Here is a 25390-nt window from a genome sequence, read left to right on the forward strand (position 1 = left end):
ATTTCATACGATAAGTATTGTTTTAAATCATAATACGCTCCTTTTTGTATGCAAATGTGCTAACTTATCATTTTGTAACTTGTTGAGCATCCACTATAATAGATAGGATGATTCAATTGGAGGTGCCATTCATGTCCATTTTCGGTTTGAAATTTAAAAATATTTTTTTCATTTTGTTCGGATCCGCCATATTTGCTTTCGGAATTGTCCATTTTAACATGCAGAACAATCTAGGTGAAGGAGGATTTACTGGAATTACCTTACTCTTTTATTTTCTTTGGGGATGGGATCCAGCTATAACGAACATTTTATTAAATCTTCCGGTGTTTTTAATTGGGTGGAAATATCTGGGGCGTCAAACGTTTATATATACGATCATTGGCACGTTTGCTGTATCCATTTTTCTAAGCATATTTCAAATGGATCCTTTTCCAACTAATTTACAATCGGATATGACACTAGTAGCATTGTTTGCAGGTGTATCAATAGGAGCAGGCTTAGGAATCATTTTTCGATATGGTGGAACAACTGGTGGTGTCGATATCATTGCGAGGATCGTTCATAAGTATGTCGGCTGGAGTATGGGTAAAACGATGTTTCTGTTTGATGCGGTTGTCATTGTTACGTCCGTCTTTACAATACTTGAATTGGTACAAGGCATGTACACATTAGTAGCTGTTTACATCGGAGCTAGAGTGATTGATTTTATTCAAGAAGGCGCATATGCCGCAAGAGGAGCTACGATTATTTCTGCAAGGAGTCAGAATATAGCACAACGAATAAACAAAGAGATGGATCGTGGTGTAACGGTTTTACAAGGAAAAGGAAGCTACACAGGCCAAAGTCGTGATGTATTATACTGTATTGTAGGACGTAATGAAATCGTTAAATTAAAAACGATCATCCACACCATAGATCCACATGCATTTGTCGCCCTTCATACTGTTCATGATGTACTTGGGGAAGGCTTTACACTGGATGAAAATAAAAAACCATTATCTGATTAACAAGCATCTATTCAGAAAAACACATGAATCATGCATCATATTCAATGTTAAAATTACAATAAAAAGACCCTTTTCCAGTAGCTTGAAAAGGGTCTTTTTATTTTTTATTCGTCTGCCATCGTAAACATTAAGATAAATCGAATCAGTTCTGCAACGGCAACAAGAGCTGCTGCAACATAGGTTAAAGCTGCCGCATTTAGAACTTTCTTCGTTTCTCTTTCTTCATTGTTTCGAATAACACCGCTTGACACCAGCTGTGCCATAGCCCGATTAGAGGCGTTAAACTCGACCGGTAATGTCACCAATTGGAATAATACAGCGACGGACATGAATACGATGCCGATCAGAACCAAGTTCATCATGGAAAACAAGAATCCACCAATAATTAAAAAAATGGACATATTGGATCCAATATTAGCAGCAGGCACTAATGCATGTCTAAACCGAAGAAAAGCATATGCTTCCGCATCCTGCATTGCATGTCCTACTTCGTGTGCAGCAACTGCTGAAGCTGCCATTGAATGGCCATGATAATTATCACTCGATAGCCGAACAACTTTTTTTCTTGGGTCGTAATGGTCGGACAGCATTCCTTTTGTTTCCTCTATACGAACAGTATATAAACCGTTATCATCTAAAATTTTTCGAGCAACTTGAGCACCAGTCATATAAGAAGAGTTAGCAACCTTAGAATACTTCTTATACGTTTTCTTTACCTTTGATTGCGCCCAAATCGGGATAATGATCAGAAGTGCAAGATAAATAACATAAGCACCCAACGACATATACATTCCTCCATTTTTCATGTATATATTACCTATGGTCAATTATAGTCAGATTTGATGCAATAGTCAACTGTTCTTCTCGGTTTTCCTTTTTTTATTTTTGTTTCCTTTATATTTTTTCCAGCCTACATAACTTAATGTGAGGGTAATAAAGCCACCCACTATGAATAGCACCATTACAAAAGTAGAGCTTTCCTTTTCTGTTGTTACAGAACTTGTTACATCCAACAATTTTGTTTGTCGGAATGCTTCTTTTACTGCTGTTTGACTAACTTTATTACTATTTGTTTGCAATTGTTGATAAACAGATGCTATTTGTTCATACTCCACATCATTTAAGGTCACAACTAGAACTGGAGATATAATTTCCCAATAGGTGATCACTTCATCCACCTTCGTTTGGGAAATCTGATCTGTGTCATTCACAATGGCTGATAGTTTATTCGTTAATTCAGATTGCCAATTCTTCCACACTGGACTTACCCCATCTGATGTCACTGCATCTAATACCAATGTTAGTGATACAGCACTTTGATACAATTGTTGCTCGTTTACTGGTGATGCATTTAATTGTTGTCTATTTTGTTCATATAAAAGAGAAAGCGTTTGATTCTCTTCGTTGTTCTCTTTATTGTTTTCTACATTCACAATTTTATCTTTATGTTTCGTAAGTATTTTAACTGCTGCATCGTATCTTTTATCTTCAATTAAGCGTAAATACTGAAAAATAGTAGAACGAATATCTTTATGTTCTGCACGAACGGTACTAGTGAAAATTTGAGTCCCTATGCCCAACATAAACAACAGTATCAACATGACTCTCCACTTTCGTCTCATAGAGATCCCCTCTTTCATACATTCTCTAAACAATGTATGAAAGATTAGACAAGTTTAGACCTAAGATCTATAGGAATACTCCAACCGTTTTCGGACGGTTAGATAATAAGCAAGCGCGATGGACACGATACTTAGCCAAAAAGTAAAATAACCAATTTCATTCATATAATCATTGAGAGAGGAATAAACGGGCATCATGTCAAAAACGTAATCAATAATGTCGTTATGTAATGTCCAAATACTAGCAACAACTAAATGACGGATCTTAATTGCATAATATGGTGCATATAATAGTCCCTGAATCGCCATTGCTCCATGTGATACGATCAACATATACGCTTCCCATGGCAGGGAACCATTGACAATAAAGGTCAATCCATTCATAACAACTGCCCAAATCCCGTATTTAAATAGTGTAATGATTGCTAGTGCTTCCACGTACGGAGCGTTTTTACCGACTATAAAGAAAAACAAGAAAATTGTAAAAAACAAACTAGCAGTTGGACTATCTGGAACAAATAACAAAAATTGCACGGGTGTATTGCTTAATTGGTATCCATACCATAGATAACCGTAAATCGTCCCAAATAAATTGACTAGCAATAACACAAATAAAAATCTACGGTCCAGTAGTATTTTGTGTATCATTTAACGATCCTTTCCGGCTTATATTCGTGTGATGCCATTAAATTTGAAAACCCCCAACAGCAAAACTGCGGGGGTATGGAAATACAATCATTAATTCAAACGTTTCGTTACTCATCAGCTTGTTCGTTTACAGACACAATAAATTCTGCTAACTGCTGTAGCTCTTCATCTGAACCCTTAAATTGACCTGACGGCATGTCACCAGTTCCTTCGACTGCAATTTTCTTGATCTCTTCTACGGAGTAGTCAACACCAATTAATGTCGGTCCAACTCCGCCTTGTAAGTTATCTCCATGACAAGAAACACAACTCTTGTTAAAAACCGCATAGCCGTCTGATTCTTTATCAATCTCTACTTCAGGTTGTAGGACTGGCTTATTTTGTTCCGTACGTGTTTCCCAATCAACTTCTGCCACTGACTCATAAGTCAACCAAATAACAGAGGTAATAGCCAATAACATAATACCTGTTGTAATTGGTCTTTTAACCGGGCGTCGCTGAGATCCCTTGTCTAAGAATGGCGCAAGTAGAAGTGCACCAAACGCAAGTCCTGGAGCAACAATTGCTCCTATTAAAACGTAGTTCCCACCAGCAAATTCATATTTTAAAAACTGATATAAAAACAAGAAATACCAGTCCGGTAAAGGAATATAGGTGGTGTCAGTCGGATCAGCCATTTTTTCAAGTGGTGCTGGTTCCGCTAAGGTCATTACTAGAAACCCTACTAAAAACACAGCACCAACGAGCCATTCTTTTAAAAGAAAGTTAGGCCAAAACGCTTCCGTTCTACCAGGATATTCAGAGTAGTCTTTTGGTATGTTAGGCTGTCGATCAGCTTTTATCCGTGAGTCACCAACGAACTTCATGCCTTTTCCCTTGTGCACAGCTTTCCCTCCTTTTCAACTATATGTTGGAATTAAAGTGGTCCTGAAATTCCTTGTTTTCGTATCATGATAAAGTGAACTGCCATTAATCCAAACAGTGCTGCTGGTAAAAAGAATACATGAATGGCAAAGAACCTCGTTAATGTTTGTGCACCGACGATGTCTGCATCACCAGATAGTAGTATTTTTACAGAATCACCAATAAACGGGGTTGTCTCTGCAATTTGCAGACCAACTTGAGTTGCAAAATACGCTTTATTATCCCAAGGGAGTAAATAACCTGTAAAACCTAACCCAAGCATTACAAAAAACAATAGTACACCAACAATCCAATTCAACTCACGTGGTTTTTTGTATGCACCTTGGAAAAATACTCGCAATGTATGTAGAAACAACATTACAATAACAACACTCGCACCCCAATGGTGCATCCCGCGTACAATTTGACCAGATGCTACTTCTGACTGCAGGTAATAGACTGATTTCCATGCATTTTCAATATCTGGGACGTAATACATTGTTAAAAACATCCCTGAAAGAATCTGAATGACTGTTACAAAAAACGTAAGGCCACCAAAACAGTAGACAAATGCAGAAAAGTGATGTGCTGGGTTCACATGTTCTGGTACTTCATGATCCGCTATATCTCGCCATAAAGGCGTAATATCCATACGTTCGTCAACCCAGTCGTAAATTTTTTGCATCATATTATTACGCCCCCTTTCTAGAAATAGCTTTTCCGAGATATAACGTGCCGTCTTTTACATCTTGATCATATACGGCTAGTGGTGCTGGCGGTGGAAGACCTGGTACGTTTACCCCATTTTTGTAGTAGCGCCCACCATGACATGGACAGTAATATTGATTTGGATATTCTTCGTTTCCTTCCCATGAAACAGTACAACCAAGGTGCGTACATATAGGTGACAGTGCTAATATACTATCATCTTCTTGTATAAATACCCACGCTGTTTTTGTAACCTTTGATTCATACCATGCGTCAACTTGATCAATTTCCCAATCAAATCGTTGAGGTTCAGTTGTTAACTTGTCAACCTCGACAACGGCAACCAAATCACCGCTCTTTTTTGGTTGGAGTACTGGATCAACCGCCATTCGTATCATAGGTGTAAGCATTCCTGCTGCCATGAATCCCCCTACACCTGTTAGTGTATAGTTCAAAAATTGACGACGGGATACTTGCTGTTTTTTTTCGCTCATAAGTTTACCCCCCTCTATGCGTTATTCCACGTTTAATATAATTTATACAGTTTACTAGGACATAACTATGATAGCGTAATCTTATTGTGTGGTCAATCCTATAAGCTTGAAACGAGCAAAATTTACGATCACCAATAAGACAAAATAAGCTCCGTTAATTGGGATGTTTGTTGTTTTAATAAATCCTTTGTTTCTTGTGAATGTATATCACCAGTTTGTATGGCAGGTATCCAGATAATGGTTCCATCTAAGTTTTTTTCGTGTTTTTTCCATTGGGGATCAAAAGTAAAAAAGAAAATATGCTTTGGTTCATTTTCTTTTATTCCATCCACCCATGTTTTTAGCCGTTCAGCTTCCGATATTTTATTTGCTGAAGCTAAATACGTATAGATCGGCGACAAATAAATTCGACCTTTAAACTGCACTTCCACTTCTTGGCTGAATCGGTTTAATAGCTCACCTTGAAAAGCCTGTTTCACCAATTCTTCGTTACCCGCCAGAACAACCGGCATTAATGGGATAAGTACAGTATCCACATATTCTTTGGCGCCTATGTATTGTTCCATATCTTTTTTACTCCATTGCATGTTTTCCCTCCTTTTCTTATTCTTTAACTATTTTATCGAAAATATAACAAAAAGAAAACTTACCAACAAAAATCGGCAAGTTTTCTTCATTTCTTTGAACAACCTCTTTTATTTAGGATCATCCATCTTAAAGCGCTTTTCCAATTCCTTAAGTTGAATAGACAGTTGTTTAAAATGAACTTTTTCACGGTTGTCAAGGGCGTGGTTAATTTTCTCTTGGATTTTTTCCTTTTGATAATGAAACAAAGAATAATCTAACAGTCTTTTAGCAAGTCTTTGATCAGCATCCGTTATAAAAAAATCGTCTGGTAAAAAGGGATTGTCTTCCAGAACAGCGACATATGACGCACACTGTTGAGCATCTTTAAAATTTAATTGGATGTAAATTGGATCTTCTTTGTTTAACCGAATATCATGAAAAGACTTTTCTGCATCCGTCGTCACGATATTGTTTTTATAAAAACGAAATGGTGGATCATCCGAACAATGTGTTGAGATTATAATACCGCGCGGACAGAAACGAGCTTCCCGTATAAAATGTACCTTTTCTAATAACGAATCATGATTAATTAAATAATTTAATATCCAAACACTTTCTCGTCTTTTCAGTTGGTAATGGCTAAGAAACCAACGAATAAACTCCTTTTTATCTCTAATTGAAACAGGCGTATTCACATGATAGCCCTCCTTTGTAAAAAGAGAGTTACGTTCAAAAAGTATCTTCGTGTTCACCAAGTCGACTTACGTATTCTTCTGTTTCATGGTCTGTCGGTTCTACTTGTAAATAATGCAAGAAAACCTTTTTCGCTTCCTTTACATTCCCCTCCTCTACTAAAAAGTATCCAAACTCCTTCAAGAAATCACTATCATCTTTGAAATTATTGTATGCATCCATATACATGTTTAATGCATGTGAAAAAGACTCTATTTCACGATAGGCTTTAGCAAGCTCCCATTTGTATAATGGATCATCCTCTCCTAGTTCCACAACATGTGACAACAAATCAGCAATAGCTTCATAATCCCCTGCCTTTTTATATTTCTCTACAAGAAATAAAACGGCTTCCTTATATCCTGGATCCAAAGCAATTGCTTCTTTTATCAACCTTTCACTTTCTAGGTCTTTGCCTAACCGATGTGCCAATGTTCCTGAGTAATGGTATAATTCCTTGTTAAATTGATCCATTTTTAATCCTTTACTAGCTGTTTCCATCGCCTCCTGCACGAATCCCTCCGTTTCATACGCCTTTGCAAGGTATAAATAAACGGATTGGTAGTTCGGATCAATATCCATTAGCTGCTCCCATATTTTTATTGCTATATCGCGTCGGTTGGCTTGTTCTGCAGTAAATCCATATTTAAATAATACATCTGGATTCTGACTATCGGACTCTTGATAGTAAGTAAGTGCTCTCTCAAAATCCCCACTAGCTGCATATGCTTCCGCTAGTCTATAAGAAACATCAATATCTCCAATCACTCGTGACAGCTCAAATACTTTTTCATAATAAGGAATCGCCTTAACATACTCTCCAATCGAAAATGCTAACTCACCTAAAGCAAAATCGACTATAGGCTCTGTGGTGTCAACTTGCTTTGCTGCTAAAAGCTTCTGTTCGGCTACTTCAAACAATCCTTGAGCCTGATACAAATCTGCTAATTGAATGAGTGCTTCTACATATTCCTCGTCCCCTTGTTGGAACTGATTTAATAGATCTATAGCCTGATCGTCTTCCTCTAAATCAATGTGTATGTCTGCTAACATCATCTTTAGTTCTGTTTCGTTCGGATAATGTTGCGCCAAGTCTTCAATAATGGTTTTTGCCTCCTCCAGCATCCCCCATTTCATATATAACTCAGCAATCGTAAATTTCTCCTCTTCATTCGCTTGTGGGAGAAAAGATTCTAAGTGGCGTAGTGCTTCCTTTGTTTTGTCTTGTTCCATGAATTGGATTGCTTCATATATTTCTTCCACGTAACATCATCCCTTCTAAAGGTGTTCAAAGGTCTTCATACACGAAATGCTGTGGAATTGAGACCTTTTGATACTTTCCATTCTGTTGCTGGTCGAGTACCAAATGGTTAGCCTTTATTACATTACCATTTGCAACGGTCACTACTGGAATAGCCTTATCATATCTAAAAAGAAGCGATTCATCAACGGATTGGATTGAACTCAAATCAAACAAGTTGTAGTCTGCACTACCATTTTCAACAAATTCTCCGTGAAATGGAGAAATACCACTTAATCGTAACGTTTGCGTTGATAATGGAGACTGTCCAATTTCTTGGTGAAGGGAAGGGATATTGTAGTTTTTACACAATTCGTGCCAAAGCTCTGAAACATTAATTTCTTCTTGAAGAAAAGAACTCTTTTTATACATGAGTGGCATTCTTGAAAAGGATTGTGCCTGTTGGATCCATTCCCATTTTATATTGAGCAAGTCTTCTTGACTACTTGTCTCAATTAATAGAAAAGGAACCTTTTGCCTCCCAAAAAAACGAATATGTTCGTCTTTTAAAATTGGTGCTGGAATAATAGGAACGATCATATGGTCAATCGGCATATTTTTTAGATGATCGATATAATGAAAAAAATCCTTCCGATAATTACTTGTGTTGATCACCGGTAATTGACAAAGTAATAATGTGCATCCGCGATACATAAATTTTTTAACTGTATTTTGGTAGTCTAATTGATAATAAACGGGTTCCTCTGAATCGACATACACCTTTCCAGGACCCAACCAAAATGAATCAACATTAAGCCGCATTTCCATACTTTTTGTTCTTATGGAACGTGTGAACTTGCCATCTTCAACATGAAATAGTCTTGACTTCCATTCGCCATTTTCCCACACATATTTACTATAAAATGAATAGGCCTCCATACCATGTTCCTTTCCATTCGGATTTTTAAACATCTTGTACAAGGTATGAAGGTTATGCATTCTCTATGATGAGATAGACAAAATTTGTTCTAGATCATCAAAAAAAGCCGGATAAGAAACAGCGATACAGGATGGATTATGAAGGATAATCGGATTCGTGGAAACAAGTGATGCTATGGCAATCATCATGCCAATTCGGTGATCTCCATATGAGTCCACCTCTCCACCTATGACTTTTTGATTTCCCTCGACAATCATGCCGTCTTCTGTAGCTTTTATATTTATTCCTAATTGTGATAATGTGTGGACAACAACTTGGATTCTATCTGTCTCTTTATATCGCAATTCTTCTGCATCTTTAATAACGGTTGTACCACTTGCTTGGGAGGCGAGTAAAGCAAGAATCGGAATTTCATCAATTAATCGAGGAATAATGTCTCCTCCAATTTCCACACCATGTAACCGACTTCCTTTAACCGTGATATCCCCAATGGGTTCTCCGCCAATTGCTCGTTTTTCTTCCATTTTGATGTCTGCACCCATTTGTTCCAACACGTCCAGAATACCTGTACGTGTTGGATTGATCCCAACATCTTTTATCGTTACGACACTTTCTTGTCTCATTGCCGCAGCCACAAGAAAAAACGCAGCTGACGATATGTCACCAGGTACATGGATATCTGTACCTGTTAAGCTCTGTTTTCCCTTAATTGAGATTGCGTCATCATTCTTTTCTATTACACCGCCAAATGCTTGAATCATGTTTTCGGTATGATCTCTTGTAACAGTCTTTTCTTTAACAGTTGTTTGTCCATCTGCCAATAGTCCAGCTAGAAGTATTGCGGACTTGACTTGTGCACTTTTAATTGGAGTTTGATAGACAATGCTCGTTAGATCTCCGCCTCGAACTGCAAGAGGTAAATACTTCCCATGTTCTCTTCCGTCTATTTTCGCGCCCATGGATCGTAAAGGAACTGCTACACGATCCATCGGTCTTTTGCTTAATGATTCATCTCCAAATAAAGTGGTGTGAAAAGGTAAACCAGACAAAATACCTAGCAGAAGCCTTGTTGTTGTACCTGAGTTGCCTAAATCAATTGGATCATGAGGTTCTTTTAAATGTTTTATCCCTTTTCCATGAATCGTGATGTCTGTTTCCTGCTTTTGTATGGATACTCCCATTGCACGAAAAGCTTCTAAAGTTCTTAGGCAATCTTCCCCATCCAAGAAATTGGTGATTTTCGTAATTCCAGCCGCCATTGCACCAAACATCACGGCACGGTGTGAAATAGACTTGTCACCAGGAACGCTTATTTCACCAGCTAATGGGGCGTAATTAGGCTCTAGTTTTCTAATCATATTGTCTCATCCCTCTATTCCTCAATCGATATTTCATAACCGTCTGCCTCTAATATTCTTTTTGCTTCTTTTTGTTCCAATGCCTCTTGAAAGCTTAACCGAAGCGCACCAGTTATTCCTTCTCTTATTTCTAGTATTTGGATGTTACGAATGCTAATCGATTTCAGTAATTTAATAACCTGTAACAGTGCACCAGGTTGATCTCGAATATCAACATATATATCGTAAAAAGAAGGAATAGCTCCTTTTTTCTTTGGCGCTAACCCATCACGGTAATCCTTTGCTTCTTGTAAGTAACGAAAAATGGAAGTTTGATCCTTCGTTTCCAATAAACCCTTTAATGTTTCCATTTCAGTGATCCAATCGGTCAATAGTCTTGTCAACCTTGGTCGGTTGTGGAAGAAAATATCTTCCCACAAGTACGGGTTACTAGAAGCAATCCTGGTAATATCTCGGAATCCACCAGCTGCTAGCTTTGGAATATAGGCATGTGTTTGTTCCCATTTTTTAGCTTGTTGAACTAAAGAAGATGCAATTAAATGTGGAAAGTGTGAAATAACCCCAGTCATCTCATCATGCTCTTTTGGATTTAAGACGATGAAGTGGCTTTTCGTTCCACTTAAAAGTGTTTTAAGTTGATCTACTTTGCTTGTTGGACAACCTGGAAAAGGGGACAATACGTAGAATGCATTTTCAAACAAATGCCCTCTAGCTGCTTCAATTCCTTTTTTGTGAGAACCAGCCATCGGGTGTCCGCCAATAAATGTGATCGAACGATCTTGTAGCTGTGAGGCCACTTCCATGACAGGAGATTTAACGGAGGCGACATCCGTAACGATGACTTCTTTTTGTACATCTTTTATTTTCATTAGCTCCTTCACTAACTGAACAGTTACGGATACAGGAGTAGCCAAAATAACAACGTCTGACTTTGCAACTGCTGCATGAAAATCGTAAGACGCTTCGTCCATAAAACCGTGCAGTTGTGCATAGGAAATCGACTGTTGATTTGTATCATATCCTAGTATATGTGTGTTTGGATTATTATTTTTTATGTTAATAGCTAGGGATCCACCAATGAGACCTAACCCAGCAATTAAGACTGTTTTACTTGTCATTTCATCGCTCCTACATTATTGTTTTCCCTCAAGTAGCGTGTGTTCAAAAATCACTATTTAATGTTAGATAATCCTTCAATTTCTTCTGTAGGTTTTCCATATCTTCTCTTTCACCAATTGTAATTCGAACACTATTAGGTACGCCAAGTGCTTCTCCTGAGCGCACAATAAATCCTTCTGATAACAAATGCTGAAAGACTTGATCACCACTTACAGGTAATTGAACGAGAAGAAAGTTTGTTTGTGAGTCATAGTAGGACAACCCCAATTGGTCACAAAATTGTATGAATACCTGTTTATTTTCTTTATTTCTTTCAACTGAGTGCTGGAGGAATTCCTCGTCCTCTAATGCGAGTAAAGCAGCCTGTTGTGCAACGGAGCTCGTATTGAAGGGGCCTCGAACAACATCAAGCTTCGCGATAATTGCTTCATTTGCAATACCGTAACCAATTCGAAGACCAGCTAAACCGTATGCTTTTGAAAATGTTCTTAACACGATAAGGTTAGGGTAATCCTGTAGTGCAGCGATCGTATCAGGAAAATCGTTTGCCTCGACATATTCATAATAGGCCTCATCGACTACGACTAAAACATCGTGTGGAATTTTATCCATGAACCTGTAAAAATCCTCTTGATTTATATGACAACCCGTTGGATTATTGGGTGAACATAACCAGACAACCCGTGTTTGATGATCTACTGTTTGAAGCATCTTGTCTAGATTATGGTACCCATTTTCTAAAGGCACTTCACGTATCTCCGTACCTTCAAGCACCGCATTTTGCTTGTACTGTGAGAAAGTAGGTGTTGCCATAATCGTATTTGTTCCAGTCTGTAAGTAGCTTCGACAAATAATCTGAATCACTTCATCAGAGCCACCGCCAAAAACGAGCTGATTATTTCTTACTCCAAGCTTTGAAGCTAATGCCTCTCGCAATTTACCAGTGTAACCATCAGGATAGATTTGAAAGTTTTCGATAAGCTTTGGTAACTCGGCTTTTACCTTAGGTGAAAACCCAAATGGATTTTCATTCGATGCTAATTTCACAATTCGTTCTAATCCAAATTCACGTTTTACGTCTTCCATTTGTTTACCTGGTTTATATGGCTTTAGTTCATTTAATATTTCCTTTGCTTTCATCCGTTCCGTTCCTCCTCACGAATCAAGTCTGGACGTAATTTCTTTGCTTGATAATGGTAGATGTGTACAACATCCTCTTGATTTCGCTCTGTATTTGCTGTAATCATCACTCGAATGCATTTGGCTAAACTTCCAGGAACATTGATTTCCTGCATACACATGACAGGCACAAATTTCCACCCATCTAAAAGTCGTAATGCCTTTGCTGGAAAGTCTGCATTAATGTCATTTGTTACAGAAATAAATACAGAAGCAATATTTGGTGGGGAAAGTTCGTTTTCTTGTACCATCGCGTCGATCAATTCTTTTGTATGTGAGATGATTTCACTTGATTCATTTCTATCTACTGTTGTCGCACCTCTAATTCCTCTCATCATTCCACAGTCATCTCCTCTAAAAATTTTGTTAATTTCTTTAATAACCAACTATGATCAACTTGAACTGCTTTAGGACATCCTATTTTTTCTAGTAGGACCATTTGAATCTTTTGATTGTGTGCTTTTTTATCTAACTTCATCTTTTCCAGCAGATCTGTAGGATTTATGTAGGATAGACGAAGCGGGTATTCATTTTCTTTCAACCAATCATATAGCTCGTTGTAAGGAAGTGAAATGGATAAAAGATCCTCGCTCACCTTAATGGCAAACAACATTCCGATCGCGACTGCTTCCCCATGCGATATTTTTCCATAACCTAGCTCAGATTCTAGTGCATGTCCAAGGGTATGACCAAAATTTAAAAACATACGAATGTTACTCTCTTTTTCATCTTCTTGTACAATAGAAGCCTTTACTTTTATGCCTCTTAACAAATGGTCGATTAAAACTTCATTTGAAATAGAATAGATAGAACGATGTTGAACGACATCCTGAAAAAAAGAAGCGTTATCAATAAGTGCATGTTTCACAATTTCCGCGTAGCCTGAGCGAATTTCCTGCTTAGATAGTGAATGAAGTGTTTCGACATCATATACTACCGCAGCAGGCGGATAAAAGCTGCCAATTAAGTTTTTCCCCTTCGGATGATTTATTGCAACCTTTCCTCCAACACTACTATCGTGGGCGAGAATGGTTGTAGGAACTTGAATATAGTCTATTCCACGCATATAGGTAGCTGCGACAAATCCAGCTAAATCGCCAACAACTCCACCACCAAGTGCAACGATTAGCGATTTACGGTCTAATCCACAGTCAATTGCTTTCGTAAGTAAACGAAAATAAACGTCATGACTTTTAGAGGACTCTCCTGCAGGAATAACAGCAGTATGCACATTCTGGTCAGCTGAAAACGAGTGTTTAACATCTTCCAAATAGAGGTTTTCAATGGTCGTATCTGTTATAATGAGAATAGTTTGGTAATTATTGTTACAAAGAGAGGCTAAACGGTGACGCACGTTTGCTCCGACATATACAGTATATGAATTCGAGTAAGACTGAACCTGTAACGATTCCATTAAAAACACCTAAGTTCTTCACGGTATTCATCAAGTGCTTTCTTTAGCTTCGGAAACTGGTCGTTAGGAAATTGCTCCAAAATGCCTTTCGCAAGCTCAAATGCCACAACGTGTTCCATTACAACAGAAGCTGCTGGAACTGCGCAAGAATCTGAACGTTCAATACTAGCTTGGAACGGCTCCTTTGATTCGATATCTACACTTTGAAGCGGCTTGTAAAGGGTTGGAATTGGCTTCATCACACCTTTTACAACAATTGGCATGCCCGTTGTCATCCCGCCTTCAAATCCACCTAACCGATTTGTTTTACGATAATAGCCTCTTTCCTTTTCCCAAGCAATCTCGTCATGAACACGACTTCCATTTCTGCGTGCTGCCTCAAAGCCAATTCCAAATTCCACACCTTTAAATGCATTAATGCTTGCAACAGCACCGGCAATTCGTCCATCTAGTTTTCGGTCATAATGAACATAGGATCCAATTCCAGCGGGCATCCCTTCTACATACACTTCTGCGACCCCACCAATCGAATCCCCTTCTTTCTTAGCAAGATCGATCGCATCCATCATTTTTTGTTCCACATTTTTGTCTAAGGTTCTGACAGGTGACTCTTCCGATATTGTTTGTCTTTCTTTTATTGTTATCTCCTGTTGATCGTCAGCAACAATACCAGCGATTTCTTTCACATAGCCTATTACTTCTATGCCTAATTGTGAAAGCAATGTTTTTGCTACTGCTCCAGCAGCAACACGTGCGGCAGTTTCTCTTGCCGAAGATCTCTCCAGTACATTTCGAATGTCACGGTGGCCATATTTCATTGCCCCATTAAGATCTGCATGCCCAGGGCGCGGTCTTGTTACTGTACGACGAATTTGCTGATCCTCTGAAATTGGATCTTCACCCATAACGTCAATCCAGTGTTTAAAGTCGTCATTATGTATGACCATTGAAATCGGTGAACCAAGCGTGTATCCATGTCTTACTCCACTTGCAATTTCAACAAGATCCTTTTCAATTTGCATCCGTTTCCCTCGCCCATGTCCTTTCTGTCTCCTCAAAAGGGATGCATTTATATCGTCTTTCGTTAATGATAAATTGGACGGAATTCCTTCTATAATTGTAGTCAATTGTTTACCATGTGATTCTCCAGCAGTTAAATAGCGCATAATAATCCCTCATTTTTAGTAATTTTTGTACTACTATATCATACCTTTTACATAATGTGTGCATTTTGATCATTAGAAAGGGCTTTCATATAGAAATTGTTAAAAAGATTGGTATTCTATACGAACGAAGGATGTTCAAAAAGGCTCCAAATGATCAGCTGTGGATTCGATCGATTGTTAGCCAGGATTCCCACAATTAAAGCAGAAAAAACTTCTTCCGCTTATACGGAAGAAGTTTTTGAACGCGGACTTTGGCGATTAATACACCCAATTGTTACCGTTTTTTTCAAATTCTACTATTTCTGTTTCGTTAAAAAATAGATCGATTTCACGTTTAGCGCTTTCTGGTGCATCAGAACCGTGTATAATATTTTTCCCAACCGTCAAGCCGTAATCTCCTCTAATCGTACCTGGGAGAGCTTCTTGCGGGTTGGTTTTACCCATCATTTGCCTTGCAGTTGCAATGACGTTCTCCCCTTCCCAAACCATTGCAAAAACGGGAGCAGAAGTAATGAATGATACAAGTTCGCCAAAGAAAGGCTTGTCATTGTGTTCTTGGTAATGCTGTTCAGCAGTTTCTTTTGATATGTTCATCAGTTTAGCTCCAGCAAGTTTAAAGCCTTTTCTTTCAAATCGTGTCACGATTTCTCCAATTAAATTTCGTTGGACACCATCTGGTTTTACCATTAAAAATGTTTGTTCCATTTGTGTTACCTCCAATATGTAAGTTGTAAGCGTTTAAGAGTGCGTTCTAAAAGTCACCACTAAAAATAGTATCAAATTGGAATAAAAAAAACAATCATTTTTGAAGAACCTCTATTAGGAACGCCTTTTCCCGATATATTTGGCTATATTTTTCAATGTTTGTTTTTCTCGTATGTTTGGTAGTGCTTCAATTGCTTGATACGCCTTTATTAAATATCTTTCACTCATTTGATAGGAACGCTCTATTGCGTCTGATTCTTTAATATCTTGGATAAGAGGGGTTATATCTATATTTTCTGTATTATTAGTGTCCTGAAAGCACATATCTAGTTTCTGTCTGAAACCCTTTTCTTCCATTGCATAAATAACAGGTAACGTAATATTACCTTGAAGTAAATCACCACCAGCAGGCTTCCCTAGTTCCTGTTCCGTAGATGTGAAATCTAATATGTCATCAATAATTTGATAGGACATACCAACATAATAACCATATCGAAATAGTGCTTTCTCTGTCTTCGTGTCAACGGATGCTGCTATAGCGCCTAAACGGGAACTTACTGCAATAAGTAAAGCCGTTTTTCGTTTGATTCTTCGTAGATAACTACGTAAATGCTGATTCCAATTATACTTATCCTTTATTTGTTCCATTTCGCCAAGACAAACTTCTAGAATCGTCTTTGATAGGATACGATGTATACGTGGATTTTCCAGTGCGGATAAATATTCCAAGGAACGAGCAAAAATATAATCCCCAGTATACATTGCAGTTCTGTTATCCCACTTTGCTTTTACTGTTGGTTTACCTCGTCTTAGCTCTGCATCGTCAATCACATCATCATGAACTAATGAAGCCATGTGTATAAGCTCCAATGCAACTGCCACAGTTTTCATCTTCTCTAGATCATAGTCACCGAATTTTCCCGCTAGCAAAACAAAAACAGGTCGAATTCGTTTCCCACCTGCCTGTAAAAGCTGTGTCGATGCTTCTCTTAATACAGGGTGATCTGCCTTGATTGTTTCGTGAAGTGCTTCTTCAATCTTATCAATATCTTGTTTTAAAAAAGAGTACATCATTGCTAGTTTCATGTGGGTCACCTTTTTATATTTATCTTGTCGGTTTTTTGCCTATATGCATGGCTGCTACTCCACCAGTATAGCTCTTCGTCTGTACATCTGATAAGCCTACTTGAGTAAACATTTGTTTGAGATCCTCTTTGCCAGGAAAATCTTTAGCTGATTCATGAAGCCAAGCGTACTCTTCATAGCTTTTCGCTAATAGTTTGCCAAACAATGGCATGATAAAACGAAAGTACAAATAGTAGACTTGTCGAAAGCCAAAAAGTGTTGGTTGTGATGTTTCTAAGCAGACAACCTTACCTCCAGGTTTAACGACTCGTTTCATTTCTTGTAATACTTTCGTATAGTCAGGAACATTTCTTAATCCAAATCCAATTGTCACAAAGTCAAATGTATCTTCTTCAAATGGAAGTTCCATGGCATTACCATGAATAAATTCTAACTGTTTTACATTGTTTGTTTCTTTTTTTTCTATTCCAACAGACAACATATTCTTGCTAAAATCTAATCCTATCACTTTACCGTTTGAACCAACTGCCTCACTTAACGCAAACGACCAATCCCCAGTTCCACAACAGACATCGAGTGCTGTATTACCAGGTTTAACCTTCATTCGCTTCATGACATCTTTGCGCCAAACTGTGTGACGTTGAAAGGAAATAACCGAATTCATTTTATCATAATTACGATATATTTTTTCAAAGACGTGATGGACGCGTTCTTCTTTCGATTGCTGGTGCATGATGTTACCCTTCTTCCGCCACTTTTGAATTAGTTGTGAGATTTTCGTACATTACAGACTGAACATATGATTTAAACATATGAAAGTGAATCGGTAAATTTGAAATGGTTACTTCTAATTTGCTAATTTTGCTTTCAATTAGCGATTCGATCATGACCATCATTTGTTTATAGGTAGATGAAGGTCTTATCCTTTTAAAAAGATGCTCAAAAACGGGGGAATTCCCTTTATTCTGGAAACAGTTCTTTTCTTGGATTAACTTTCTTGTTAAAAGCCATTCACCTGCAACATCTTTTATCGATGGACGTTGAAGGAATTCTGCTACCCGTTGAATCAGCAATGACTCAATTTGCATTAAATCATCCAAATACTCTTGAAAGGAACCTGTGTTTCGGTGATAGAGGTTCATCTTATATTCATTTATCTCTTTAATAGCTGATGCTAACGCAGATATCATTGGTATATCATCCATTCTTGACAGTAGGTGGTAGTACAATCCACTATAATAGTCTCCCGCCAAAACAGTTAGCTGACGCGTTTTTGTAGTTAGCACTGGTTCCTCTTCTTTTTTAGATACAACTAGATCATGTGTGTCAAGGGCTATCTGTACAAGCATCGTAGTAATGATATACTGTCTTTTTGTCGAATTGGCAAAGGAGGTATTATCAATAATGGATGTTAAAAGGAACAGTTTGTCTTCATCAATCACTGGGTTTTTAACATACTTTTCCAAATAAGAATGCTGTATTTCTTCTTCTATTTCTTTTTTAATTTGTTTGAGTTCTGTTAATAATATATGCACCATTTAACCCCCTACCCCAATAACCATAACGAATTACAATTAATTATAGCATAAACATGCATGGTTCGTCTCACTACAAAGTAAATCTTACACTTCCACTGTTGTAACTCACCATGACTTATCTGAATGAATTCTCGTATTATACCGCTTCTCATAAGCCTTCTCTTCATACTATTACGTATTTCCTTATTAATGTCAAAGATGTACGCTTGTCATTTACGCATGTAGATAAAAGGTAAGCAAAAAAAAAGAGTGCTCAATAGCACCCTTTTTTTGCCCATATGTAAAACTATTTTACAGTATCTTTTAGGGCTTTTCCTGGTTTAAAAGCTGGAACTTTGCTTGCAGCTATTTCGATTTCATCTCCTGTTTGAGGGTTACGACCTTTGCGAGCAGCACGCTCACGTACCTCGAAGTTTCCAAAACCGATCAACTGTACCTTTTCACCATTTTTTAGTGAATCCATGATAGATTCAAAAACTGCATCTACAGCCTTCGTTGCGTCCTTCTTTGAAATTTCGCTTTTTTCAGCTACTGTATTAATTAGATCTGTCTTGTTCATGACATTCACCTCCTCCCAATATGTATCATTCTTTTCGAACAAGTGGTAGTCACCTATCATTTGTTCCCTTTTTTGTTTTTTATAAACTGTGTCATCATTTAATTGGTGACATGGCTTATAATAACCGAGTTGAAGCGGAAATTCAACAAAAATCAGCAATTATCGTTAAATTTTCTTTAACTACCAAATATTACCCAAGCTTTATTGTACATGAATCGTAACATAGTGCGTAACGTTATGCAAGCGTGTTCAACAATTGGTACAAAAGGAATACGACAAAAACCCAAAACAAAAAGCGGCCTGAAAATCAGCCGCTAAAGTATAATTGCGATGAGTCCACCTGAGCCTTCATTAATAATCCGCTCAAGTGTTTCTTTTAATTTATATCGTGCGTTTTCTGGCATAAGTGAAAGTTTTGCTTGAATTCCTTCTCTAACAATGGAGCTCAAAGACCGACCAAATATGTCAGACTCCCAAATGGATAATGGGTCCTCTTCAAAATCTTGCATTAGATAACGAACAAGCTCTTCACTTTGTTTTTCTGTGCCAATAATCGGGGCAAATTCTGATTCTACTTCCACCTTTACCATATGGATTGAGGGTGCAACTGCCTTTAACCTCACACCAAAGCGTGAACCCTGACGTATGATTTCTGGCTCATCTAGTTCCATATCATACAAGGAAGGGGCTGCAATCCCATATCCGGTTTGCTTGACCATTTGTAATGCATCGGATACTTGGTCATATTCTCTTTTAGCAAACGCAAAATCTTGCATCAGCTGTAGTAAGTGATCCTTGCCACGTATTTCCTCTCCGACTATTTCCTTTAGTACTTGATCATAAAGATAATCAGGTGCTTGCAAATCGATTTCTGCTACCCCTTCACCCATTTCCATGCCAGACAAATTTGCTTCTTCAATATAATCATATTCATCAAAGTAACCGACTACACGATCGACATCTCGTAATCGTTTAATGTCCTTAACTGTCTCTTGAATGGCCACTTGATAATTTTCTCTTAACCAATGATTCTCGTTTAAGACCATAACCCAGCTCGGTAAGTTTACATTTACTTCAAGTACCGGGAATTCGTACAATGCTTCACGCAATACATTGTACACGTCATGCTCACTCATACTTTCTACACTCATTGCTAGTACAGGAATATCGTATTTTTCAACAAGTTCCTGTCGTAATAGCTCCGTTTCTTGGTGGTGTGGCTGAACAGAATTGACAACCATGATAAAGGGCTTTCCTACTTCCTTAAGTTCTTCAACCACTCGTTCCTCTGCATCAACGTAATCATTTCTTTCGATTTCTCCTATTGAACCATCCGTCGTTACTACAACCCCAATGGTAGAATGCTCTTGGATGACCTTTCTTGTTCCTATTTCTGCTGCATCATGAAACGGAATTGGTTCCTCATACCATGGCGTATTAATCATTCTTGGGCCATCATCATCTTCAAATCCTTTTGCACCATTAACTGTATACCCAACACAATCTACAACTCGAACATTTACATCAAGTCCATCACCGACATGAACAGATACGGCTTGATTTGGTACGAATTTTGGCTCTGTTGTCATAATTGTTCTTCCCGCAGCACTTTGTGGGAGTTCATCTTGGGCCCTTGCTCTTTCTCCTTCATCTTCAATGTTTGGTAAAACCACCTGCTCCATAAATTTTTTAATAAAGGTTGATTTTCCAGTTCGTACTGCACCAACTACGCCTAAGTAAATATCTCCATTTGTCCGTTTCGAGATATCTTTAAAAATATCTACTCTTTCCAAACGATCCCCTCCCGATCTACTTCGCCATTTATCATTACGAATCATTGACATTATGATTCTATGACGTTGTCCAGTTAAAATATGACTTGTTTATTAGGAAAAGCATAAAAAGTTTGTATTTTCGTTCCTATTTCTACTTTTCCTATTAAAAACCAGTTAACACTTTTGCCCAACGTAACAATAATAGGATAGGAAAAAGAAAAAATCCCTCGCCACATTATATGCGGCGAGGGATCTAGTATTCCGAAATTTTTCTTGTTTTGATCCATTATTATAAGGTATACGGTTACCAATTATTCGTTTTTAAGTGGAATGGGTTCTCCATCTTTAATCGTGTACGGCAAAGAATATGCAGGCACGAATGGCGCATTATCTGCCAATATATATCGAATATCATCACCATTTTTATAATTGTGTTTATACTCATTTAAGTATTTGAAAAGATCCTTACTGTAATCAATCAGCAAATTTCCTTGTGTATCAAATACAACTGGTAAATTCCTTTGGGTATAGGGGCTTTCAACATAAGGTAATGCATCTAATCCTAGCTTTTCGTAATTTATTTGGTACACACCATCATCGATTTCCTTACCAAATGGTGGATAAATGTTTTTGTTACGATAGATGTTTACCCTTTGTTGTAGACTTCTTAGCTTTTCGGCAATCCTCAAATCAATTAACTTCACTGTAGGGTTCTGCTCAGGATAAATCAATACGTATTGGTAGATTCCCCCATTTTCAAATGCATTGCCTGGAATGGACTGGATTAAATTTTGTTCCTTTAATGCAGTAAAGTCAATCACATATTTCAAAAAAATAGGGGTATCTTGTTCTTTTGTTTTGATCGGTACAAGGCCATTTGTATTCTCTCTATATGTATCAACTGCATCTTGTACCATGCTTAACTGCGCATCGTTTGGCATCTGATTTTTTGAAAGCCTTTCCTTAGGGTAGAGACATCCGCTTAGCAGTAACAGTAGTAAAAGAAGGCTCAAAAGCGTGATATAAGTTCGTTGGTAAAACATTTGTTTCTTCCTCCTAGGTTTGCAAGTAATCATGATGTAGGGCCGCTAATAACGATATAAAAAATTATCAGTCCTCCTACAATTAGGAAGAGATAGGCGAAAATTGCAACAACTACAGCAAATATTCCTTTCAGTTTGTATCTGCTTAAAAGAATGAGACCAATAGATATAAACAAAAAAATCATTCCAGCAAAAGATATGTACATTTTTAACATAGATTCCGACATAGTACCACTCCTTACGTCCAGGGGCTTTGTCCATTTTTTTAGATAAAAGGTTGTAGTATCCATTAAATCCCTGTTGGATACTTCTCTACTTCCACTTTAGCCTTTCATCACACAAATAGTATAACATATCTCTTTTTTAGTGCATGTTCAAACAACCTACACAATAAAAACCGAGATGGAAGGGGCAATCTCCACCTCGGTAATGACTAAACAATACCCCAAAGCAACCCTAAATGAATGCTTGTGCGATTTATTCTATGCGAAAGAGCAATGTTTTGTATCCTCAAAAGCCTAGTATTAGTTATTTTCAAACAATTTACTCAAAGAACTAAAATCGGATGGTACGTTGTTATTCGTAATCGTATCAACTAAGGTATCTTCTTTTTCCTTGGAAATTGGTTGATTTGCCATTTCTGATAGATTTCTAACAAGATTACGAACGGTTTCATCATTGGATAAATCGGCATCCCCCAATGAGTCCACTATACTTAAAAGGTCATCTGGTTTCATATCGGTACTGCTTTGAATATGGTCGAACATGTCTTTCTGTGATCCACTCACGTCAAGTCCTCCTTGCCTATTTCATTCAAAATAGTATATGCACGAAGGATGAATAAGTGTATAAAGAGCGCACATAAATGGATGTCAAATGATAATTGTTGCCTGATTACGAACTTATATAGAGGATGTTCAAAAAGTCACCAAATGATAAGCTACGCATCTCGGGGCCACACGATGTGGGTCATGCAGGCGTTGCCACAGGACGTGGCGGTCTTAGCCTGTATTCCTTAAAAGGCTCGTTCTTCCGGTCCTCATGTAGGGAAAGCCTACACTGCGGTCCTCAGAAGCATCGCCGCCTCGACCTGCTTGCTTCTAATTTGCCGACTTTTTGAACACGAACTTATATAGAGTATCGATTTGTTAAAATATGTGAGAGATCCTCCATTTCATGTCTTCTATCACGATTCATAAGCTGATCCACCATATCTTTCGAATTCTTTTGTTTAAACAAAATTTGATAAATACCAGCTGTAATGGGCATATCAATGTGTTGCTTTCTTGCAAACTCATATGCAGCTTTCGTTGTCCGAACGCCTTCTACGACCATTCCCATTTGTTCTAATACATCATCAAGCTTGTTTCCTTTTCCAAGCAAGTTACCTGCTCTCCAATTCCTGCTATGTACACTTGTACAAGTAACAATTAAATCACCGACACCAGAAAGACCAATAAAGGTTAACGGGTTTGCGCCCATTTTTGTTCCTAGTCGAGCTATTTCAGCAAGACCTCTCGTCATGAGAGCAGCTTTTGCATTATCTCCATAACCGAGTCCATCAGAAATCCCTGCACCAAGAGCAATAATATTTTTTAATGCGCCGCCAAGCTCGACTCCAATGACATCTGGACTCGTGTACACACGGAAATTTTCATTTATAAATAAATCCTGTATCTTTTTTGCTTCTGACAGAGAAACGGAAGAGGACGTTAGTGTTGTTGGCTGTCTTGCACCAACTTCTTCCGCATGACTTGGGCCTGATAAAACAACAATATCATTGTACAGATGTCTAGGCATTTCTTCAGCAATCATCTCGGACACACGTTTCAGTGATCCTGGTTCTATCCCTTTAGTAGCATGAATTAATGTTATCTTATTTTCCAACACGTTTGCTAATTGCTGGCAGACTTCACGTATTGCTTTCGTTGGAATCACAATAACAACACTTGATACATCTCTAATTGCTTCCTGCATATCGTGGTATACCTTCACATTCTTTGGAAACACAACGTTAGGAAGGTATTTTTTATTTTCTCGAGTTGCATTGATTGATTCTGCTTGAACCTGATTATGCGTCCACAGGCGAACATCATGCTCATTATCTGCTAACACTAAGGAAAGAGCTGTTCCCCAACTACCAGCACCTAATACTGCAATTTTTTCCATATTAAACGCTCCTTACCCTCTTTTTCTGGCGAATATTTTAATAGGTGTTCCTTCAAATCCAAAAGCTTCTCTAATTCGGTTCTCCAGAAACCTTTCATAGGAAAAGTGTAAAAGTTCAGGGTCATTCACAAATACGACAAAGCTTGGTGGTTTCACGGATACTTGTGTTGCATATAAAATTTTCAAACGTTGCCCCTTAATGGTCGGAGTCGGATTCATTGCAAGGGCATCCATAATGACATCATTCAGCACGTTCGTTTGGACACGTTTTGCATGGTTCTCACTTGCTTCTAATACTTTCGGGATAAGCGTATGCGTACGTTTTCTCGTTAACGCAGAGAGAAAAACAATTGGTGCATAATCTAAAAATAAAAAATGTGCTCTGATTTTTTCCTCAAATTCTTTCATGGCCTTTTCATTCGATTCAACAGTATCCCATTTGTTTACGACAATCACAACTGCTTTTCCAGCATCATGGGCATAGCCGGCAATTTTTTTATCTTGTTCAATAATACCCGTTTCCGCATCAATTAATGTGAGGACTACATCCGATCGTTCAATCGCCTTTAATGCACGTAGGATGCTATATTTCTCCGTTGTTTCATAAATCTTTCCTCTTTTGCGCATTCCTGCTGTATCGATTATAACAAAATCTCGGTCATCTTTATTGAATGGGGTATCAACCGCATCTCTTGTTGTACCAGCAATATCACTCACAATAACACGTTCTTGATTCAACAATGCATTAACGAGCGACGATTTTCCAACGTTTGGCCTGCCAATTAAACTAAAATATATTGTATCGTCGTCATCAGGTGTTTGATCAAGTTCAGGAAAATGTTGAACTACTGCATCTAACAAGTCACCAAGCCCTAAGCTATGTGTACCGGAAATAGGGTATGGTTCACCAAATCCCAATGAATAAAATTCGTATATATTTTCCCTCATCTCAGGGTTATCCACTTTGTTAACGGCTAGTACTACGGGCTTATTTGATTTGTATAATATTTTTGCAACTTCCTCATCTGCAGCCGTAATCCCGTCTCTTCCATTTACGATAAATATAATGACGTCCGCTTCATTCATTGCAACTTCGGCCTGTTCACGCATTTGTACGAGTAATGGTTCGTCACTTAACTCAATTCCACCGGTGTCGATCAAATTAAAAGTGGTTGTAAGCCATTCGACTTGAGCATAAATCCGATCACGGGTTATACCTGGAACATCTTCTACAATCGAAATGCGTTCTCCTACAAGTCGATTAAAGATGGTTGATTTTCCCACATTTGGTCTACCTACTACTGCTACTACTGATTTCCTCATGAAAGGTACATCCTTTCTCATACTTAAAGTAACCTTAACTTTATCATTCTAGCAAAAGAGGGTATTTTAAACAAATATAATTTGGAGCGAAACGT

At 37.9% G+C, this 25390-nt stretch carries 28 protein-coding genes; 1 reads left to right on the top strand and 27 read right to left on the bottom strand.

Annotated features, from left to right (window positions below; genetic code table 11):
• The first annotated feature begins 131 nt into the window (after positions 1 to 131).
• A complete protein-coding gene (locus tag NC797_RS09680; RefSeq protein WP_272436579.1) occupies positions 132 to 1007 on the top strand; it encodes a YitT family protein in 876 nt (291 codons plus the stop codon).
• A 104-nt stretch (positions 1008 to 1111) separates the two neighbouring features.
• Here the strand turns inward: NC797_RS09680 and NC797_RS09685 are convergent, their stop codons facing one another.
• The 27 genes from NC797_RS09685 to der form a co-directional block, all read right to left on the bottom strand.
• Positions 1112 to 1798, bottom strand: a complete 687-nt coding sequence (locus tag NC797_RS09685; protein WP_272436670.1) for a zinc metallopeptidase — start codon at positions 1796 to 1798, stop codon at positions 1112 to 1114.
• 60 nt (positions 1799 to 1858) lie between these two features.
• Entirely contained in the window at positions 1859 to 2629 is a 771-nt protein-coding gene (locus NC797_RS09690) for a sporulation protein YpjB (RefSeq protein WP_272436580.1), read from the bottom strand.
• A gap of 60 nt (positions 2630 to 2689) precedes the next feature.
• On the bottom strand, positions 2690 to 3277 hold the full coding sequence (gene lhaT, locus NC797_RS09695; RefSeq protein WP_272436581.1) for a lipoprotein heptaprenylglyceryl N-acetyltransferase LhaT: 588 nt from the start codon (positions 3275 to 3277) through the stop codon (positions 2690 to 2692).
• 107 nt (positions 3278 to 3384) lie between these two features.
• The gene (locus NC797_RS09700) at positions 3385 to 4161 is read right to left on the bottom strand and encodes a menaquinol-cytochrome c reductase cytochrome b/c subunit (protein WP_272436582.1); all 777 of its coding nucleotides are present in this window, start codon (positions 4159 to 4161) and stop codon (positions 3385 to 3387) included.
• Between the two features lie 32 nt (positions 4162 to 4193).
• On the bottom strand, positions 4194 to 4868 hold the full coding sequence (gene qcrB / locus NC797_RS09705) for a menaquinol-cytochrome c reductase cytochrome b subunit (protein WP_272436583.1): 675 nt from the start codon (positions 4866 to 4868) through the stop codon (positions 4194 to 4196).
• Between the two features lie 4 nt (positions 4869 to 4872).
• A complete protein-coding gene (locus tag NC797_RS09710; RefSeq protein ID WP_272436584.1) occupies positions 4873 to 5382 on the bottom strand; it encodes a QcrA and Rieske domain-containing protein in 510 nt (169 codons plus the stop codon).
• Between the two features lie 128 nt (positions 5383 to 5510).
• A complete protein-coding gene (locus NC797_RS09715; RefSeq protein ID WP_272436585.1) occupies positions 5511 to 5969 on the bottom strand; it encodes a DUF2487 family protein in 459 nt (152 codons plus the stop codon).
• A 108-nt stretch (positions 5970 to 6077) separates the two neighbouring features.
• On the bottom strand, positions 6078 to 6644 hold the full coding sequence (locus NC797_RS09720; protein WP_272436586.1) for a ReoY family proteolytic degradation factor: 567 nt from the start codon (positions 6642 to 6644) through the stop codon (positions 6078 to 6080).
• A 34-nt stretch (positions 6645 to 6678) separates the two neighbouring features.
• Positions 6679 to 7944, bottom strand: a complete 1266-nt coding sequence (locus tag NC797_RS09725; RefSeq protein ID WP_272436587.1) for a tetratricopeptide repeat protein — start codon at positions 7942 to 7944, stop codon at positions 6679 to 6681.
• 25 nt (positions 7945 to 7969) lie between these two features.
• On the bottom strand, positions 7970 to 8860 hold the full coding sequence (locus NC797_RS09730; protein WP_272436588.1) for a hypothetical protein: 891 nt from the start codon (positions 8858 to 8860) through the stop codon (positions 7970 to 7972).
• A gap of 63 nt (positions 8861 to 8923) precedes the next feature.
• Positions 8924 to 10219 carry a 3-phosphoshikimate 1-carboxyvinyltransferase gene (gene aroA / locus NC797_RS09735; RefSeq protein ID WP_272436589.1) on the bottom strand — a complete coding sequence of 432 codons (1296 nt, stop codon included), beginning with the start codon at positions 10217 to 10219 and terminating at the stop codon, positions 8924 to 8926.
• A 14-nt stretch (positions 10220 to 10233) separates the two neighbouring features.
• The gene (locus NC797_RS09740; protein ID WP_272436590.1) at positions 10234 to 11337 is read right to left on the bottom strand and encodes a prephenate dehydrogenase; all 1104 of its coding nucleotides are present in this window, start codon (positions 11335 to 11337) and stop codon (positions 10234 to 10236) included.
• A 43-nt stretch (positions 11338 to 11380) separates the two neighbouring features.
• A complete protein-coding gene (hisC, locus tag NC797_RS09745) occupies positions 11381 to 12478 on the bottom strand; it encodes a histidinol-phosphate transaminase (RefSeq protein ID WP_272436591.1) in 1098 nt (365 codons plus the stop codon).
• Complete coding sequence (gene aroH, locus NC797_RS09750) at positions 12475 to 12855, bottom strand: chorismate mutase (protein WP_272436592.1); 381 nt, start codon at positions 12853 to 12855, stop codon at positions 12475 to 12477. The genes hisC and aroH overlap by 4 nt, the downstream gene beginning before the upstream one ends.
• Positions 12852 to 13931: a 3-dehydroquinate synthase gene (aroB, locus tag NC797_RS09755; RefSeq protein WP_272436593.1), complete on the bottom strand. Its 1080-nt coding sequence runs from the start codon at positions 13929 to 13931 to the stop codon at positions 12852 to 12854. The genes aroH and aroB overlap by 4 nt, the downstream gene beginning before the upstream one ends.
• Positions 13931 to 15097: a chorismate synthase gene (aroC, locus tag NC797_RS09760; RefSeq protein ID WP_272436594.1), complete on the bottom strand. Its 1167-nt coding sequence runs from the start codon at positions 15095 to 15097 to the stop codon at positions 13931 to 13933. The genes aroB and aroC overlap by 1 nt, the downstream gene beginning before the upstream one ends.
• 258 nt (positions 15098 to 15355) lie before the next feature.
• The gene (ndk, locus tag NC797_RS09765) at positions 15356 to 15802 is read right to left on the bottom strand and encodes a nucleoside-diphosphate kinase (RefSeq protein ID WP_272436595.1); all 447 of its coding nucleotides are present in this window, start codon (positions 15800 to 15802) and stop codon (positions 15356 to 15358) included.
• 114 nt (positions 15803 to 15916) lie between these two features.
• Positions 15917 to 16888 (bottom strand): heptaprenyl diphosphate synthase component II, encoded by a 972-nt coding sequence (gene hepT, locus NC797_RS09770; RefSeq protein WP_272436596.1) that lies wholly within the window; start codon positions 16886 to 16888, stop codon positions 15917 to 15919.
• 19 nt (positions 16889 to 16907) lie between these two features.
• The gene (locus NC797_RS09775) at positions 16908 to 17621 is read right to left on the bottom strand and encodes a demethylmenaquinone methyltransferase (protein WP_272436597.1); all 714 of its coding nucleotides are present in this window, start codon (positions 17619 to 17621) and stop codon (positions 16908 to 16910) included.
• 4 nt (positions 17622 to 17625) lie between these two features.
• Positions 17626 to 18423: a heptaprenyl diphosphate synthase component 1 gene (locus NC797_RS09780; protein ID WP_417168701.1), complete on the bottom strand. Its 798-nt coding sequence runs from the start codon at positions 18421 to 18423 to the stop codon at positions 17626 to 17628.
• 289 nt (positions 18424 to 18712) lie between these two features.
• The gene (locus tag NC797_RS09785; RefSeq protein WP_272436599.1) at positions 18713 to 18985 is read right to left on the bottom strand and encodes an HU family DNA-binding protein; all 273 of its coding nucleotides are present in this window, start codon (positions 18983 to 18985) and stop codon (positions 18713 to 18715) included.
• A 314-nt stretch (positions 18986 to 19299) separates the two neighbouring features.
• The gene (spoIVA, locus tag NC797_RS09790) at positions 19300 to 20778 is read right to left on the bottom strand and encodes a stage IV sporulation protein A (RefSeq protein ID WP_272436600.1); all 1479 of its coding nucleotides are present in this window, start codon (positions 20776 to 20778) and stop codon (positions 19300 to 19302) included.
• Between the two features lie 293 nt (positions 20779 to 21071).
• On the bottom strand, positions 21072 to 21803 hold the full coding sequence (locus NC797_RS09795) for a hypothetical protein (RefSeq protein ID WP_272436601.1): 732 nt from the start codon (positions 21801 to 21803) through the stop codon (positions 21072 to 21074).
• 29 nt (positions 21804 to 21832) lie between these two features.
• Complete coding sequence (locus tag NC797_RS09800; protein WP_417168702.1) at positions 21833 to 22093, bottom strand: DUF2768 domain-containing protein; 261 nt, start codon at positions 22091 to 22093, stop codon at positions 21833 to 21835.
• A gap of 234 nt (positions 22094 to 22327) precedes the next feature.
• Entirely contained in the window at positions 22328 to 22591 is a 264-nt protein-coding gene (locus tag NC797_RS09805) for a stage VI sporulation protein F (protein WP_272436603.1), read from the bottom strand.
• 340 nt (positions 22592 to 22931) lie between these two features.
• The gene (locus NC797_RS09810; RefSeq protein WP_272436604.1) at positions 22932 to 23972 is read right to left on the bottom strand and encodes an NAD(P)H-dependent glycerol-3-phosphate dehydrogenase; all 1041 of its coding nucleotides are present in this window, start codon (positions 23970 to 23972) and stop codon (positions 22932 to 22934) included.
• Between the two features lie 12 nt (positions 23973 to 23984).
• Positions 23985 to 25295, bottom strand: a complete 1311-nt coding sequence (der, locus tag NC797_RS09815; RefSeq protein ID WP_272436605.1) for a ribosome biogenesis GTPase Der — start codon at positions 25293 to 25295, stop codon at positions 23985 to 23987.
• Between the last annotated feature and the right edge of the window lie 95 nt (positions 25296 to 25390).

The sequence above is a fragment of the Terrihalobacillus insolitus genome, from assembly GCF_028416575.1.
Lineage (GTDB): Bacteria > Bacillota > Bacilli > Bacillales > Amphibacillaceae > Terrihalobacillus > Terrihalobacillus insolitus.